Origin of the sequence: Rhodococcus sp. MS13, assembly GCF_013277835.1 — a bacterium.
Taxonomy (GTDB): Bacteria; Actinomycetota; Actinomycetes; order Mycobacteriales; family Mycobacteriaceae; genus Rhodococcus_F; species Rhodococcus_F erythropolis.
Genome location: NZ_VBTL01000001.1, coordinates 294951 through 309838, shown reverse-complemented (window position 1 = coordinate 309838; position 14888 = coordinate 294951). Strand labels below are relative to the sequence as shown.

At 62.2% G+C, this 14888-nt stretch carries 13 protein-coding genes; 9 read left to right on the top strand and 4 right to left on the bottom strand.

Translation table 11 applies throughout. The annotated features are described in order from the left end of the window. The first annotated feature begins 23 nt into the window (after window positions 1-23). The 9 genes from ugpC (at window position 24) to FEZ59_RS01295 (ending at window position 10656) form a co-directional block, all read left to right on the top strand. The gene (ugpC, locus tag FEZ59_RS01335) at window positions 24-1118 is read left to right on the top strand and encodes a sn-glycerol-3-phosphate ABC transporter ATP-binding protein UgpC (protein WP_019748976.1); all 1095 of its coding nucleotides are present in this window, start codon (window positions 24-26) and stop codon (window positions 1116-1118) included. 95 nt (window positions 1119-1213) lie between these two features. Next, window positions 1214-2131 carry a carbohydrate kinase gene (locus FEZ59_RS01330; protein ID WP_172932136.1) on the top strand — a complete coding sequence of 306 codons (918 nt, stop codon included), beginning with the start codon at window positions 1214-1216 and terminating at the stop codon, window positions 2129-2131. A gap of 95 nt (window positions 2132-2226) precedes the next feature. Continuing rightward, window positions 2227-4443 carry an MMPL family transporter gene (locus FEZ59_RS01325; protein WP_172932135.1) on the top strand — a complete coding sequence of 739 codons (2217 nt, stop codon included), beginning with the start codon at window positions 2227-2229 and terminating at the stop codon, window positions 4441-4443. Between the two features lie 18 nt (window positions 4444-4461). After that, window positions 4462-5664, top strand: a complete 1203-nt coding sequence (locus FEZ59_RS01320) for a sensor histidine kinase (RefSeq protein WP_172932134.1) — start codon at window positions 4462-4464, stop codon at window positions 5662-5664. Continuing rightward, a complete protein-coding gene (locus tag FEZ59_RS01315; RefSeq protein ID WP_141488786.1) occupies window positions 5661-6335 on the top strand; it encodes a response regulator transcription factor in 675 nt (224 codons plus the stop codon). The genes FEZ59_RS01320 and FEZ59_RS01315 overlap by 4 nt, the downstream gene beginning before the upstream one ends. A 64-nt stretch (window positions 6336-6399) precedes the next feature. Continuing rightward, on the top strand, window positions 6400-7704 hold the full coding sequence (locus FEZ59_RS01310) for an HNH endonuclease signature motif containing protein (RefSeq protein WP_172932133.1): 1305 nt from the start codon (window positions 6400-6402) through the stop codon (window positions 7702-7704). A 310-nt stretch (window positions 7705-8014) separates the two neighbouring features. Beyond that, on the top strand, window positions 8015-9142 hold the full coding sequence (locus FEZ59_RS01305; RefSeq protein WP_019748970.1) for an NDMA-dependent alcohol dehydrogenase: 1128 nt from the start codon (window positions 8015-8017) through the stop codon (window positions 9140-9142). 36 nt (window positions 9143-9178) lie between these two features. Continuing rightward, the gene (locus FEZ59_RS01300; protein ID WP_172932132.1) at window positions 9179-10018 is read left to right on the top strand and encodes a serine hydrolase; all 840 of its coding nucleotides are present in this window, start codon (window positions 9179-9181) and stop codon (window positions 10016-10018) included. Between the two features lie 128 nt (window positions 10019-10146). Beyond that, window positions 10147-10656, top strand: coding sequence for a DUF3145 domain-containing protein (locus FEZ59_RS01295; RefSeq protein ID WP_003941617.1), 510 nt, complete (start codon window positions 10147-10149; stop codon window positions 10654-10656). A 126-nt stretch (window positions 10657-10782) separates the two neighbouring features. Here the strand turns inward: FEZ59_RS01295 and FEZ59_RS01290 are convergent, their stop codons facing one another. The 4 genes from FEZ59_RS01290 to FEZ59_RS01275 all read right to left on the bottom strand — a co-directional run bounded on the left by FEZ59_RS01290 (window position 10783) and on the right by FEZ59_RS01275 (window position 14851). Next, window positions 10783-12216, bottom strand: coding sequence for a carboxyl transferase domain-containing protein (locus tag FEZ59_RS01290; protein WP_003941597.1), 1434 nt, complete (start codon window positions 12214-12216; stop codon window positions 10783-10785). A gap of 108 nt (window positions 12217-12324) precedes the next feature. After that, window positions 12325-13575 (bottom strand): KasA/KasB family beta-ketoacyl-ACP synthase, encoded by a 1251-nt coding sequence (locus FEZ59_RS01285; protein WP_003941591.1) that lies wholly within the window; start codon window positions 13573-13575, stop codon window positions 12325-12327. A 7-nt stretch (window positions 13576-13582) separates the two neighbouring features. Then, complete coding sequence (gene acpM / locus FEZ59_RS01280; protein ID WP_003941649.1) at window positions 13583-13858, bottom strand: meromycolate extension acyl carrier protein AcpM; 276 nt, start codon at window positions 13856-13858, stop codon at window positions 13583-13585. A gap of 84 nt (window positions 13859-13942) precedes the next feature. Then, entirely contained in the window at window positions 13943-14851 is a 909-nt protein-coding gene (locus tag FEZ59_RS01275) for an acyltransferase domain-containing protein (protein WP_020908154.1), read from the bottom strand. Window positions 14852-14888: the final 37 nt, after the last annotated feature.

The following is a 14888-nucleotide window of genomic DNA, read 5'->3' as shown; positions in this document are numbered from 1 at the left end:
CCTCACCCTCTCAGGAGTTCGTCATGGCTGAAATCTCGTACCAGAAAGCGTCTTGCATCTACGAAGGTGCCGGGACCCTCGCTGTAGATTCACTCGATCTTGACATCAAGGACGGGGAGTTCATCGTGCTCGTCGGTCCGTCAGGTTCCGGAAAGTCCACGGCCCTGCGCATGTTGGCTGGGCTCGAGGACATCGATTCCGGTGCGATCACCATCAACGGCAAGGACATGACCGATGTCCCGTCGAAGGATCGCGACATCGCAATGGTCTTCCAGAATTACGCGCTGTACCCCAATAAAACCGTCGGCGAAAACATGGGGTTCGCGTTGAAGATGCGCGGTGTGCCCGTCGAGGAGCGTAAGAAGAAAGTTGCCGAAGCGGCCAAACTGCTTGACCTGACGGAATACCTCGACCGCAAACCGGCCAAGCTTTCCGGTGGTCAACGGCAGCGAGTTGCCATGGGCCGAGCAATCGTTCGTGAACCGCAAGTGTTCTGCATGGACGAGCCGCTCTCCAACCTCGACGCAAAGCTACGCGTCCAGACCCGCACGCAGATCGCGGCGTTGCAGCGTCGTCTCGGAACCACCACCGTCTACGTCACGCACGATCAGGTGGAAGCGATGACGATGGGTGATCGCGTGGCAGTGCTCAAGGGCGGCAAGTTGCAACAATTCGCTTCTCCGACCGAACTTTACGATCGGCCGGCCAATGCGTTTGTTGCCGGCTTCATCGGATCTCCAGGTATGAACTTGGTAACGGCGCCGGTCAGTTCGGGTGGGGTGCGTTTCGGCGACGTCGAGGTTCCGCTGGACCGCGAGCAGATGGCGGCAATCGCCGCGGCCGGTCTGGCTTCGGTCACAGTAGGAATTCGGCCCGAGCAATTCCAGGTGGTTGCTGCCGGAGACGGAATCGCAGCTCAGATCGACCTGGTAGAGGAACTGGGCAACGAGTCGTACATCTACGCACACGTGCCTGGTACCGAAGCCGACCCGATCTCGCTCGTTGCACGCACCGGCGGGCGATCGAAGCTGCAGTATGGCCAGACGCTGGGCTTCGAGCGGGTGGACGGTCCTGTTCACCTCTTCGACCCGACTACGGGTGAGCGCGTGGGTAGCTGAATCCCCCCACAATCGTGACCTGCTCGGCACCCGAACTCGTTCGTGCCGAGCAGGTCACATCCATCTTCGACTGGTGAGAAGGTTAGGGTCTACCGATGAGTGATACACGCGAACGATCCGTCGTGGTGTGTGGTGAGGGACTGGTTGATCTGGTTCCGGTGGGGGAGAACTTTTCACCCAAGTTGGGCGGTGGACCCTTCAATGTTGCGATCGCATTGGGTCGACTCGGATCCGACGTAGGATTCGTCTCTCGCTTGTCCACCGACGCCTTCGGAGATCGGATGATCGACTCGCTGGCCGCGTCGAATGTCGACACGACCGGAGTCGAACGTGGGCCCGAGCGGACAACTCTGGCCGTCGTGAACCTTGCAGCGGACGGAGGTGCGCGGTATTCCTTCTACCTCGAGGGAACGGCGGATCGACAGTTCGCGCTGCCGAAGCTTCCCTCTGCCCGGGCATTCTCGTTCGGAACGCTGTCGCTGGTGCTCGAGCCCGGGGCCTCCGCTTACGAAGCCATGCTGCACGAAGCACACGCCCGCGGTCGACTCACCATGGTAGACCCCAACATTCGGCCGGCGGTGATCTCGGACCCGGAAGCATATCGACGACGATTTCGTTCGTGGTTGCCCGCCATCGATATTCTCAAAGTGAGCGACGACGATGCCAAGTGGTTGGGTTCGGTCGACGGCGCCGAGTGGCTCGACGAAGGCGTCGGCGCCGTACTGCTCACCCGTGGTGGTGACGGGTTGCGGTTGATCACCAAGGAACTCGATGTTTCGGTGCCCGCGCCCGCAGTCGACGTCGCGGACACGATCGGTGCGGGCGATACCGTTCACGGAGCCCTGCTGGCCTACCTTGATCGTCACGATGCACTCGACGTCGCCGTTGTGCGCGGGTTCTCCGAGGCAGACTGGTCGGCCGCGTTGACCTTTGCCGCACGCGCGGCAGCCGTCACCGTGTCACGACCAGGGGCGGATCCGCCGTGGTCAAGGGAGTTGGGCCTGCCCGTCTAGCACTGGGGACCACCGCCCTACTGCGAGCGCAGTACGTCGAACTGCCTACCTGTGCACGATGTGCGACGGGGTCGTGTATCGGCACAGTGATACGCATGTCGATATTCCTGTACAAACTCTCACGACTCGCGTTTCGCCGCCGCTGGGCAATGGTGGGCTTCTGGGTCGTCCTGCTGGTGGCGGGCGGAGTAGGCGCAGCAACGCTGTCCGGTCCGACCGTCAATACATTGTCGATCCCGGGCACAGAATCGCAAGCGGCACAGGACCTTCTGGCTGAACGGTTCCCGGAATCGTCCACCGGCGGAGCCAGTGCTCGCATAGTCTTCGAATCTCCGGCGGGCACGACGCTCGCCGATCCGGCCATTCGACAATCCGTCAGTGAATTGGTCTCTGCGCTCGGGAAGGACCCCGAGGTTGCAGCGGTATCGGATCCGTATGCCTCCGGCGGAGTGTCTCCGACTGGGACGATCGGATACATGCAGGTCTCCTATACCGCCGACTCGATGGACTTGCCGGACAGTTCGAAAGAACTGCTCGAGTCCGCCGTCCACGACGCCGCGGATTCAGGGCTCGCAGTCGATGTTGCCGGCAACGTGCTGATGGAAAGCAGCGCCGAATCGATGGGAGAGGTGATCGGAGTCGCGATCGCCGCGGTGGTGCTGACCGTCACCTTCGGTTCCTTGGTGGCGGCGGGGCTTCCTTTGATCAGCGCGTTGATCGGCATCGGCATTGCGATCTGCACGATCACCATCGCAACTGGTTTCATCGAACTGGGTTCGAGCACAACCGTCCTGGCAATGATGCTGGGGCTCGCCGTGGCGATCGACTATTCGCTGTTCATCGTCTCGCGCTACCGCTCCGAACTACGTGACGGACATGATCCGGAAATTGCTGCGGGCCGCGCAGCGGGGACTGCGGGTTCGGCCGTAGTGTTCGCGGGGTTGACCGTCCTCATCGCACTGGCCGGACTGTTCGTCGTGAACATCCCGTTCCTGACAAGCATGGGTCTGGCTGCAGCATTCGCAGTTGCTGTTGCAGTGGTGATTTCACTGACGCTGCTGCCCGCCACACTCGGATTTGCAGGGTCGCGCGTCCTGAGTCGGTCTGATCGTCGACTGCTGGCGTCCGGCGGTGAACTGACACACCGGAAACAGTCGGAGGGGGCGGGCTCGCGATGGGCCAAGTTCGTGATCCGGCGTCGAGTTCCGGTTTTGCTCGCGTCAGTCCTCGGGCTGGGATTGCTGGCGATCCCCACCTTCGGAATCAACCTGAGTTTGGCGAGCCCACCAGTGCCCGACACAACTGCCGCCAGGGCTACCGACCGACTATCCGAGGGGTTCGGTGCCGGGTTCAGCGGTCCGCTCATGGTGGTTGTCGACGTTGCCGACGCCACCGATCCGGCAGTGGCATTGAGCGGCGCCCAGGAAAAGCTCGGTGCTCTGCCTGACATAGCGGCAGTGACGCCGCCAGCACTCAATCAGGCCGGCGATACAGCAGTCATCACGGTGGTTCCCTCGAGTGGCCCGGAAACCGAGGCAACAAAGGCGCTCGTCGCAGATATACGTGAGGTCGCCGGATCACTGACCGACGAGACCGGGGCCACGATGTCGGTCACCGGTCAGACAGCGTTGACGATCGACGTCTCGGATCGCCTGGCTGATGCCCTCGTTCCCTACCTCGCATTGGTCGTCGGCCTCGCCTTCATTCTTTTGATGCTGGTGTTCCGCTCGATCTTGGTACCGCTCAAGGCAACTCTCGGATTTCTGCTCTCGATCGGTGCGACGTTCGGTGTGCTGGTCGCGATCTTCCAGTGGGGTTGGTTCGCCGGCATTCTCGGAATCGAAGGCCAAACCGGATCAGTTGTGGCGATGTTGCCCATCTTCATGATCGGCATCGTCTTCGGGTTGGCGATGGACTACCAGGTGTTCCTCGTGACCAGAATGCGTGAAGCGTTCGTCCACGGTGACGGACCGGACGAAGCAGTCGTGAAGGGCTTCGACCAGGGCGCCCGAGTCGTCACGGCCGCGGCGCTGATCATGATCGCCGTTTTCGCGGGCTTCATCTTCGGCGGCGACGCCTTCATCATGCAGATCGGACTCGGACTCTCGTTCGCGGTTCTGTTCGACGCCTTCGTGATTCGTATGACCGTCGTACCGGCCGTCATGTCCCTGTTGGGCTCGAAGGCATGGTGGTTCCCCTCATGGCTGGACCGGTTGGTCCCGAACGTCGATGTCGAGGGGGAGCAGTTGACTGCGCTGCTCGCAGATTCGAAGGAATCCAGTGAACCCACGAGCGACAAGTTGTCGGTATGACCCGGATACGGTAGATCGATGACTTCGACATCGACGTGGGGTCGATGGTGTGCGGAACACCCGCGCACCATCGACCTGGCACTGACGATCCTCGTGCTCCTTGCCACGTGGACGGCGCACCGCATCGCGCTCGATGGCAATGACACCCGCGAAGTAACAGTTGTGGGAGTCCTTGTAACAGCGATCGCAGCGGCAACCATCGTATTCCGGAGGCGCTACCCGTTCTCGGCGCTGGCGGTGGCAGTACTTCTCGGCGTATTGATGATTGCACTGTCAGCGCCGCCGAATGCCGGCACAGGTTCCGCGGCGATGGTGTGCCTCTACTACGTTGCCAGCACGAGTGACCGCCGGAGGACCTTCTTCGCAGCGGCGAGCACAGTCAGCTCGCTGATGCTCGTCACAATCTTCCTGGGAGTGGGGAACAATCTCCTGCAGGAGGCACTGGGGTTGTTGGCCTGGTTGCTGATGGCAAGTTTCGCCGGCGCCGAGGTCCGTTCTCGCCGAGCCTATCTGGAGTCCGTCGAGGCGCGCGCGGTGCAAGCGGAAAGAATGCGCGAGGACGAGGCCCGACACCGCGTCGTCGAAGAAAGGATGCGGATTGCGCGAGACCTGCACGACGTTGTCGCGCACCACATTGCCTTGGTCAACCTGCAAGTCGGGGTCGCGTCGCACTTGATCGGGAAAGACCCCGAGAAGGCGACGACTGCACTACGCGGAGTGGAGGAAACGTCCAAGGCGGCACTCGATGAAATTCGGGCCACGGTCGGAGTTCTCCGTGACGCTCAGGACGGTGATCGCTCGATGAAACCGGCTCCGGGGCTTTCGGATCTACCGGCACTGGTGGATCAATTCGTCAGTGCGGGAATGGAAATCGAAGTGCGCGCAGTGGGTTCGCTGCACCCTCTCGGGCCAGCAGTAGACCTCACGGCGTACCGAATTATCCAGGAAGCACTCGTGAATGCGAGCAAGCATGCGTTGCCAGGGGCCGTCACCGTGTCGTTGTCGTACGAAGCCGAGGTTCTGGTGCTGTCGGTCGAAAACTCCGGAACGGCAGTGCCTTCGACGTCACCGCCCGGGTACGGACTGCTGGGAATGAAGGAGAGGGCACAGGCAATGGGAGGCGAGGTCTCAGCAGGATTCCGCGCGGACGGGGGATTTCGTGTGGACGCCCAACTGCCGCTGGTCTCGGTCTCCAGCGGTTCGGAGCGTGAGGAGTCGTGAGTATTCGGGTGGTAGTGGCAGACGATCAGGCGCTCTTCCGTCAAACGCTTGCGCTGCTGATCGGTTCGGAAGACGACATGGAGGTGGTCGCCGAGGCGGCAGACGGAGAGCAGGCATTCCAGGCGGCGCTCGAGCACCGACCCGACGTTGTACTGATGGACATTCGCATGCCGGGCACCAGCGGAGTCGAAGCGACCGCCATGATCGCCGATCATCCGGATTTGTCCGACGTACACGTACTGATCCTGACGACCTTCGAAGTGGATGAACATGTGGCACAGGCGATCCGGGCGGGAGCGAGCGGCTTCATCGGCAAAGGAATCCGAGCGGAGGATCTACTTGATGCTGTTCGGACGGTCGCAGGTGGGAACTCTTTGTTGTCGCCGATTGCGACCAGCGCGTTGATTTCTCGATTCCTTTCCACTCCTACGCGGGCCGACTCGACTTCCGGGATTTTCGGTCAATTGACACCACGCGAACTCGAAGTGGTCACCCTCGTTGCCCTCGGGATGTCCAACGACGAAATCGCCGCGGAATTGGTGATCAGCGCGGTCACGGCAAAAACCCATGTGAACCGGGCGATGACGAAACTGGATGTCCGCGACCGCGCGCAACTGGTGGTTCTCGCCTATCAATGCGGTGTGGTGATTCCGGGACGCTCGGTGGATTGACTCGAGAAACTCTTGACTCGAACGGGTGTTCGAGTATTGTTTGGGGAGGGGATCGGGGGATTCAATGAGTGTTCTGTTGTCGGATGTGGTGTCTGGTTCTGCGGTGGGGTTGCGCGGACGACTGTGGCGGTTGTCTGCTGCGGAGTTACGTACCGCTGCTATCGAGGCGAGTGCGGAGATTCTTCGTCTCGAGGCTGTTCGTGTGGCGGTGGTGGACGAGTTGTCGTTGCGGCCGGATGATCAGGTGATCGCCAGCCGCGGGGTGGGGTGCTGGTTGGCGGCAAACACGATGCTGCAGGTCCGGGACGGGAAGAAGATCGCCGCGTTGGGTGCTGCGCTGCGACCGTTTCCCGCGGTGGCGGCCCGGTTCGATGGCGGGGATTGCTCGTTCGAGCACGCTGTGTTGATCGTGGCGTTCTGCGAGTCACCACCGAAGGGGATGCCGGAGGAGGCGCTCCCTCGCTGTATCGACTTGTTGCTGGCTGCCGCTTCCGGTGTCGAGGCCACGACCACGAAGGTCCGGAACGTCATCGCAACCTTGGAGCGAGTGTTCGAGTCCGATGAGATTCCGCCCGCCGAAGACATCGACCGCAACGAGCTCCGGATCGCGTCGACGTTGAATGGTCGGGTGGTGGTGCGCGGGGATTTCGATGCTCTCACCGGGGAAATGTTGCTGTCGGCGTTGTCGAATCTGACGATGCCGACCCCGGCACCGGATGGAACTCCGGATTCTCGGTCGGCGGCGAAGCGGACGGCGGACGGGTTCACCGAACTGATCCGCCGGTATCTGGACTGCGCGAAAACCGGTGTCGATGGTGGTCAACGTCCGCACGTGAACGTGCACATCAACGCCCGCGATCTTGCGGAGCATCGGGACTGCGCCGCCGCACCCTCGCCCGATGGTGGTGGAGTGGCTGTGTCGGATCTTGATGTCGGGCACATGCCCTGGCTCGGACCACTGTCGGTCTCGCAGACCAGGCTTCTCGGCTGTGACTGTTTCCTGTCGACCGTGCTGCTCGACGATCACGGCGCGCCGCTCGATGCGAAACCCGGAAAGCGATTAGTGTCCGCGGAGCAGCGAGTGGCGTTGATCGCCCGAGACAAAGGTTGCGCGTTCCCCGGCTGCACGTGCGTGCCCGCGTGGACGGATGCGCACCATATCCGGCACTGGGCCAACGGCGGCCCGACGGTGATGAACAACCTTGTCCTGCTGTGCCGTTCACATCACCGGTTGATGCACCGGAAATCCGGGTTCGTCGGGAAGTGGGTGATCCGGATCGGGGTCGACAACAAACCGTGGTTCATCCCGCCACCCTCGATCGACCCGCAGCAGCACCCGCGGCCGGCGAACACCACCTTCAAAACCTGAGGGGTCAAACCTCACACGCACCAGAACATGGCCAGGCCTGTTTCAGACCCGCTGCTCTGTTCCCGACCGATTGGTGGGAGGTGGAGTCGAATGGGTGCGTGCCTTCGGGGCGGCTCTACTTTCGGGTGCCCGTGTGGCCTGTCCCACTCAGTGGGTCATTCCTTCGTCGTCGCCAAGCCGGTTGTGCCAGGTCATTTGGACGTCTGACCTGCAGTGCAAAATCTTTCGTTAGAACACGTTCCAATTTCGCGGATTTGTGGCTATGGTCACAGAGATAGATGCGGGTGTGCGAATGAAAGGGTGAAGTGACGTGAAGACCAAGGGTGCAATCCTGTGGGGCCTCAATGAGAAGTGGTCCGTCGAGGAGATCGAGATCGGCGAGCCGGTGGCCGGCGAAGTTCAAATTCGCATGGAAGCGGCCGGAATGTGCCACTCCGATCACCACATCGTCACCGGCGCGACCCCGATGCCGTCGTTCCCGGTCATGGGCGGGCACGAGGGTTCGGGCGTCATCACCAAGCTCGGCCCGGAGGTCAAGGGACTGGAGGTCGGCGACCACGTCGTTCTGTCCTTCATTCCGGCTTGTGGAACCTGTCCGGCGTGTTCGGCCGGACATCAGAATCTTTGTGACCTCGGGATGGGTCTCCTCAGCGGCCAAGCCATCAGCGACGGCACGTACCGGATCCAGGCTCGCGGCGAAAACGTGATCCCGATGTGCCTGCTAGGGACGTTCTCGCCCTACATGGTCGTGAACCAGTCGTCAGTGGTGAAGATCGACAAGGACATTCCGTTCGAGGTTGCCGCACTCGTCGGTTGCGGCGTCCCGACCGGTTGGGGATCGGCAACCCACATCGCCGATGTGAAGCCCGGCGAAGACGTTGTGATCATGGGCGTCGGCGGCGTCGGTATCAGTGCGCTACAGGGTGCGGTTGCATCGGGCGCTCGGTACATCTTTGCCATCGACCCCGTGCCGTGGAAGCGTGAGCAGGCTCTGAAGTTCGGCGCAACGCACGCTTTCGAAAGCGCTGCCGCTGCCATTCAGCCGATCATCGACGCCACGTACGGACGCATGGCGCAGAAGACGATCATCACCGTCGGCGAAATGAAGGGTGAGTACGTCGAAGAAGCCATGATTCTGACGGCAAAGGCTGGTCGTTGTGTTGTCACTGCAATGGGGCACCTGACGGACATGGATGTGAAGCTGAACCTGTTCCTGATGTCGATGCTTCAGAAGGACCTTCAGGGCAATATTTTCGGCGGTGGCAACGCTCGCCAGGACGTGCCTAACCTCCTCGCGATGTACAAGGCAGGCAAGCTGAACCTTGACGACATGGTCACTCGGACCTACACGCTCGAAGGCGTGAACGACGGGTACCAGGACATGTTGGATGGCAAGAACATCCGCGGCGTCATCCGCTACACCGAAGCTGACTGGTGATCGAAAGCGCAACTCTTGTGCCAGTAGTCTGATCGGGTGCCCAGTACTCACAGTCTCGACGTAATCCAGCAGTGGCCGGTCGACAATGCGGCAGCGGTCGTCCTCTCCGGGAATAATCCGGGTGAGGGCGACCGCATTCGTGGTTTCAGCGGCGACCAGTCGCATGTTTTCCCCCTGGCTTCGGTGACAAAACTGTTGTGCGCCTACGCGATTCTGGTGGCGGTGGAGGAAGGGGCGGTCGAGTTGGATGGGCCGGCCGGGCCTGAGGGGTCGACCGTTCGTCATCTCCTCGCACATGCTTCCGGGTTGGCATTCGCCGAACGTGTTGTTCAGGCGCCGGTGGCGTCGAAGCGGATCTACTCGAGTGCGGGATTCGAGGTGCTTGCCGAGTTGGTTTCCAGGGAGACCGAGATCGAGTTTGCCGACTATCTTGCCGAGGCGGTGTTCGCGCCGTTGGAGATGACCAGCGCGGCTCTTGTCGGTCCTGCCGGTCACGGTGCACAGGCATCGGCAGACGACTTGGCCAAGTTCGCGGCTGAACTGCTCTCGCCGACCCTGATCTCGACGCAGACGTTTGCAGAGGCGACAACCGTGCAGTTCCCGGGGCTCAACGGAATTCTTCCGGGTTACGGCTCTCAGCGCCCCAACGACTGGGGACTCGGATTCGAAATTCGCGGCGACAAGCGTCCGCATTGGACAGGTCTCGAGAACTCGGCCGCAACCTTCGGTCATTTCGGCCAGTCCGGGACGTTCCTGTGGGTCGATCCCACGATCGATACTGCGTGCGTCGTGCTTACCGATCGCGACTTCGGTGATTGGGCCAAGCCTTTGTGGACTGAATTGTCAGATGGCGTGGTCGGTGAAGTTTCGCGATAGAGCACAAATTTCTCTCCTTCCACTGGCGCAACACGGGTACCACAAGGCACACTGTTCAATCGAGCGTGCTGCACGAACTCGACAGAGGTCGTTGGGGAAGACGTCCCTCGTCGAAGCAGGAGGCTCGAGTGCGCGAAATGAATCAATTCGCGGACGTGACGACTGGTGTGGTTTACATCCACTCGTCGCCCGCGGCGCTGTGCCCGCACGTGGATTGGGCTTTGTCCGCCACGTTGGACAGCCCTGCCAAGCTCAGATGGACCTCACAGCCTGCCTACGACGGGCTTCTGCGTGCGACGACGGACTGGACAGGTCCCGTCGGAACCTGTGCCCGCCTGGTCGATTCGTTACGGGCGTGGCCGATGTTGCGGTTCGAGGTCACCGAGGACCCGAGCCACGGCGTCGACGGCGAACGGTACAGCCATGTGCCCGGTCTGGGCTTGTGGCGCGGATCCACCAGTGCGAACGGTGATGTCGTCGTTGGGGAGATGAAACTGCGGTCCATCATGAATTCCGGTGGAGACATCGCCGCGGAGATCGATCGGGCGATAGGCGCACCGTGGGACGAGGAACTCGAACCCTTCCGGAGTTCAGGCGAAGGTGCCGAAGTGACATGGCTGCGAAGGCGTGTCAGCTGATTCGGGTCCATTCTGAAACTCGGGGCGACCCTTTAACTTGAATGACTCAGACTTGAACGACAAAGACTTGAATGACAAAGGTGGGCCCCGCCGTATCGGCGAGGCCCACCTTGCTGTCCGGGGTTGTCAGAGCGGAATGTTCTTGTGGCGCGCACGGACAGATGGCGCAGACGCGAGCGCAGCGGTGACGATGCTGCGAGTCTTCGCCGGGTCGATTTCCTCGTCGACGACGCCGATTTCGACAGCGCGGTCGACGCCGCCTGCGATCGCCTCGTGTTCGGCAGCGAGACGGTCGTGCAATGCTTCACGCTCGTCGTCCGGTGCCGCAGCGAGAGCCCGCTTGTGCAGGATGCCGACAGCAGCCTTCGCCCCCATCACGGCGACTTCGGAGTTGGGCCAGGCGAAAACGGCCGTGGCTCCGAGTGCTCGCGAGTTCATTGCAATGTATGCGCCGCCGTAGATCTTTCGAGTGACGACGGTGACGCGGGGGACAGTCGCCTCGGCGAAGGCGTGAAGTAACTTCGCGCCGCGCCGGACAACGCCCTCCCACTCCATCGACACCCCAGGCAGATACCCGGGAACATCGACGACGACTACGAGCGGCACGCCGAATGCGTTGCACAGTCGCACGAATCGAGCGGCCTTCTCTGCACTTTCGGAGTTCAGGCACCCCCCGAGTCGCAGTGGGTTGTTCGCGATGACGCCAACCGTGCGTCCGGCCATCCGGCCGAAACCGGTGACGATGCTCCGCGCGTAATTGCCTTGCAGTTCTTCGAAGCTCGACTCGCCTTCGACGTTGTCGAGCATTTCGTGAACGATGGGACGAACGTCGTATGCACGTTTTGCGGACGCAGGCATCATGGCGCGCAGATCGCTGTCGCCGAGTTCCGCTGCCCGCTGATCGAATTCGCCCTGCTCGCACATCATCGAGACCAGGCGGCGTGCGCGGTGCAATGCGTCGGCCTCGTCGTGTGCGGCGATGTGCGCGACACCCGACTTCTTGGTGTGTGTGTCCGGACCGCCGAGTGACACCATGTCGACCTGTTCACCGGTGACACTGCGAACTACGTCTGGGCCGGTGACGAACACTCGGCCTTCCGGCGCCATGATCACGACATCGGTGAGGGCTGGACCGTACGCGGCTCCACCAGCGGCAAAGCCGAGCACGACGGAAATTTGAGGTATGAGACCCGACGCACGGACCATGGCCTCGAAGACCAGTCCGACTGCGTGGAGTGCTTCGACGCCTTCAGCCAGACGCGCGCCACCGGAGTGCCAGAGACCCACGATGGGGGACTCTTCCTCGATGGCGGTATCGATGGCTTTGACGAGGTGTTTGCAACCGTCGACGCCCATTGCGCCGCCCATGACGGTGGCATCGGAGCAGTATGCGATGGTGCGGACGCCGTCGATGTTTCCGGACGCAGCGAGCACGCCGGACTTGTCACGGGCGTGGAGCGGCACTGTTGTGCCGGGGTCGAACAGATTTTCCAGGCGCGCAAGAGGATCGCGCGGGTCTGTCGATGATTCGGACTTTGTCACGGGGGCCAGGATGGTCATCGCGTCCTCCTTCAGTACGAGCCTTGGGTGGAACGAAAGGTCGGTGTTGTCCGCGGGTGACGTTGTGTTGCAACGACACCCGCGGACAGGTGCAAACCGCGGTTCGGGCTAGGCCCGACCGAAGGCGAGCGCGACATTGTGCCCACCGAAACCGAACGAGTTGTTCAGTGCGAAATCGAAAGAGCCGGTTCGGGGTTCACCCTTGACGACATCGAGATCGATTTCTGGATCCTGGCTGTCAACATTGAGCGTGGGCGGGATGATCCCGTCACGCACTGCCAGAACCGTGAGGACTGATTCGAGGGCGCCGACAGCGCCGATCGAGTGTCCCAGCGCGGATTTCGGGCCGTACACCGCAGCGTGATTGCCGACCGCTGCGTTGATTGCCTTTGCCTCTGCGATGTCACCGATCGGCGTCGCAGTGGCGTGGGCGTTGATGTGCTTGATGTCGGACTTCGTCAGTCCGGCCATCTCGATTGCTCGGGTCATGGCTCGCGCCGCGCCCAGGCCTTCCGGATGCGGTGCCACGATGTGGTACCCGTCCGAAGTGATTCCGGAACCGAGCAGGCGGGCATGAATGGTGGCCCCGCGTGCCTTTGCGTGTTCCTCGGTTTCGAGGATCATCAGTGCGCCGGCTTCGCCGAAGACGAATCCGTCGCGGTCCTTGTCGAAAGGACGTGAAGCTGCGGCCGGATTGTCGTTGTTGGTGCTCATTGCACGCATCATGGCGAAGCTCGCGATCGGAACCGCGTCGATGAAGCTCTCGACTCCACCAGCCACAACCATGTCCGCGTCACCCATGACAAGCATGCGGTGGGCGTGAGCAATTGCCTCGGAACCTGACGAACATGCCGACACCGGGGTGATGACGCCGCCGCGGGCCCCGAGTTCGAGCCCGACCGTTGCGGCCGGTCCGTTGGGCATGACCATCTGCACCGAGAACGGGGACACCTTGCGGTATCCGCCGCCACGGAGTTTGTCGACGGCGTCGATGAGCGTGTCGCCGCCGCCGAGTCCGGTGCCGATGACAACCGCGAGGCGGTCCTGATCGACTTCGGGGCTGCCGGCGTTGCTCCAGACCGTGCGACTCAACGTGAGGGCAAGGCGTTCCACCCAGCTCATCCGTCGAATTTCGACGCGGGACAAGCCCTCGTCTGGTGAAACCTTCAGGTGCCCGCCGATGCGAATGGGAAGGTCGAACTCGTCGATGAACGGGTCATCGAGGATTCCGATGCCGCTTTCGCCGGCGAGTAGCGCCTTCCACGTGCCATCCACATCACCAGCCACCGAGGTCGACGTCGCGAGGCTCGTGACGACGATGTCGGGGAATTTCCCTTTGCGGGTAGAAGCGGAAGTCACGGTCGGCTCACTCTGCGTTCTTGGCTTCGGCGCCTTCGGCTTCGAGCTTCTGGATGTACGCGACGATGTCGCCGACGGTGCGCAGGCCTGCGAGATCCTCGTCGGGGACCTTCACGCCGTACTTGTCTTCGGTCTGAACAGCGATCTCGACCATGGACAGGGAGTCGATATCGAGGTCGTCCACGAAGGACTTGTCAACGGTGACCTCGGAAGGCTCGATACCGGTGACCTCCTCCACGATCTGGCCGAGTTCCGCGATGATTTCTTCCTGAGTGTGGGCCACTGGTGTGGCTCCCTTCTTGATCGATTGAGGTGGGGTGAAACGTCCGGCCGCCGTTCGGGCTGATCGGCCGGGTGGGCGTCCGAGCTAGGTCAGCTCGGACAGTGCGGAGATATCCTCCGGGTTCTTGAGGGCCACCGTCGGTGTGCCACGCATTTCGCGCTTGGCAATTCCGACGAGGGTTCCGGCCGGCGGGAGTTCCACGATCGCGCTGACTTCTGCTGTCCGCAACGACGCGGAGCAGAGGTCCCAACGAACGGGGCGGGTTACCTGCGCGGCAAGTTTGGTGAGGGCGTCGGCGCCCGAGGAGACTGGGGCGCCATCCGAGTTGGAAAGCAGCGTGCGCGTCGGATCGGACGGGGTGATCTTGGCGGCAGCAGCTGCGACGGCATCCTGTGCAGGTGCCATGAATCGGGTGTGGAAAGCGCCGGCGACGGGCAGTGCGCGGACTCGGGCCTTTTCGGGTGCGTTTGCTGCGAGTTCTTCGAGCGCGGTGAGCAGTCCGGCAGCCACGATCTGGCCGGCCGCATTGCGGTTGGCCGCTTCCAACCCGAGTTCTTCGAGTCGTGCGAGCACTTCGGCTTCGTCGCCACCGAGAACGGCTGACATGCCGGTGGGCTCGAGCGCACAAGCCTTGGCCATCTCGGCGCCGCGGAGGGCGGCAAGCGCGACCGCGTCGTCAGCGGAAATAACACCGGCGACCGCAGCAGCGGCAAGTTCACCCACTGAATGGCCGGCAGCGATGACGTCGGCGCCGAGGAGCCCACGTGATTCGATTTCCTCGTACGCCAGCAGAGCAGCGGCAACGACGAGGGGCTGGGTTACCGAGGTGTCGGTGATTTCTTCTGCAGTCGCGGTCGTGCCGAGTCGGACGAGGTCAAGGCCGGCTGCCTTCGACCACACTTCGAGGCGGTCTTGCGCTCCGGGCAGCGCCAGCCATGGGCTGAGCATGCCGGGTGTCTGAGAGCCCTGTCCCGGGGCGAGCAACGAAATCACTTATTAAGAGAACACCGCCGCGAGTGACCTGCGAGAT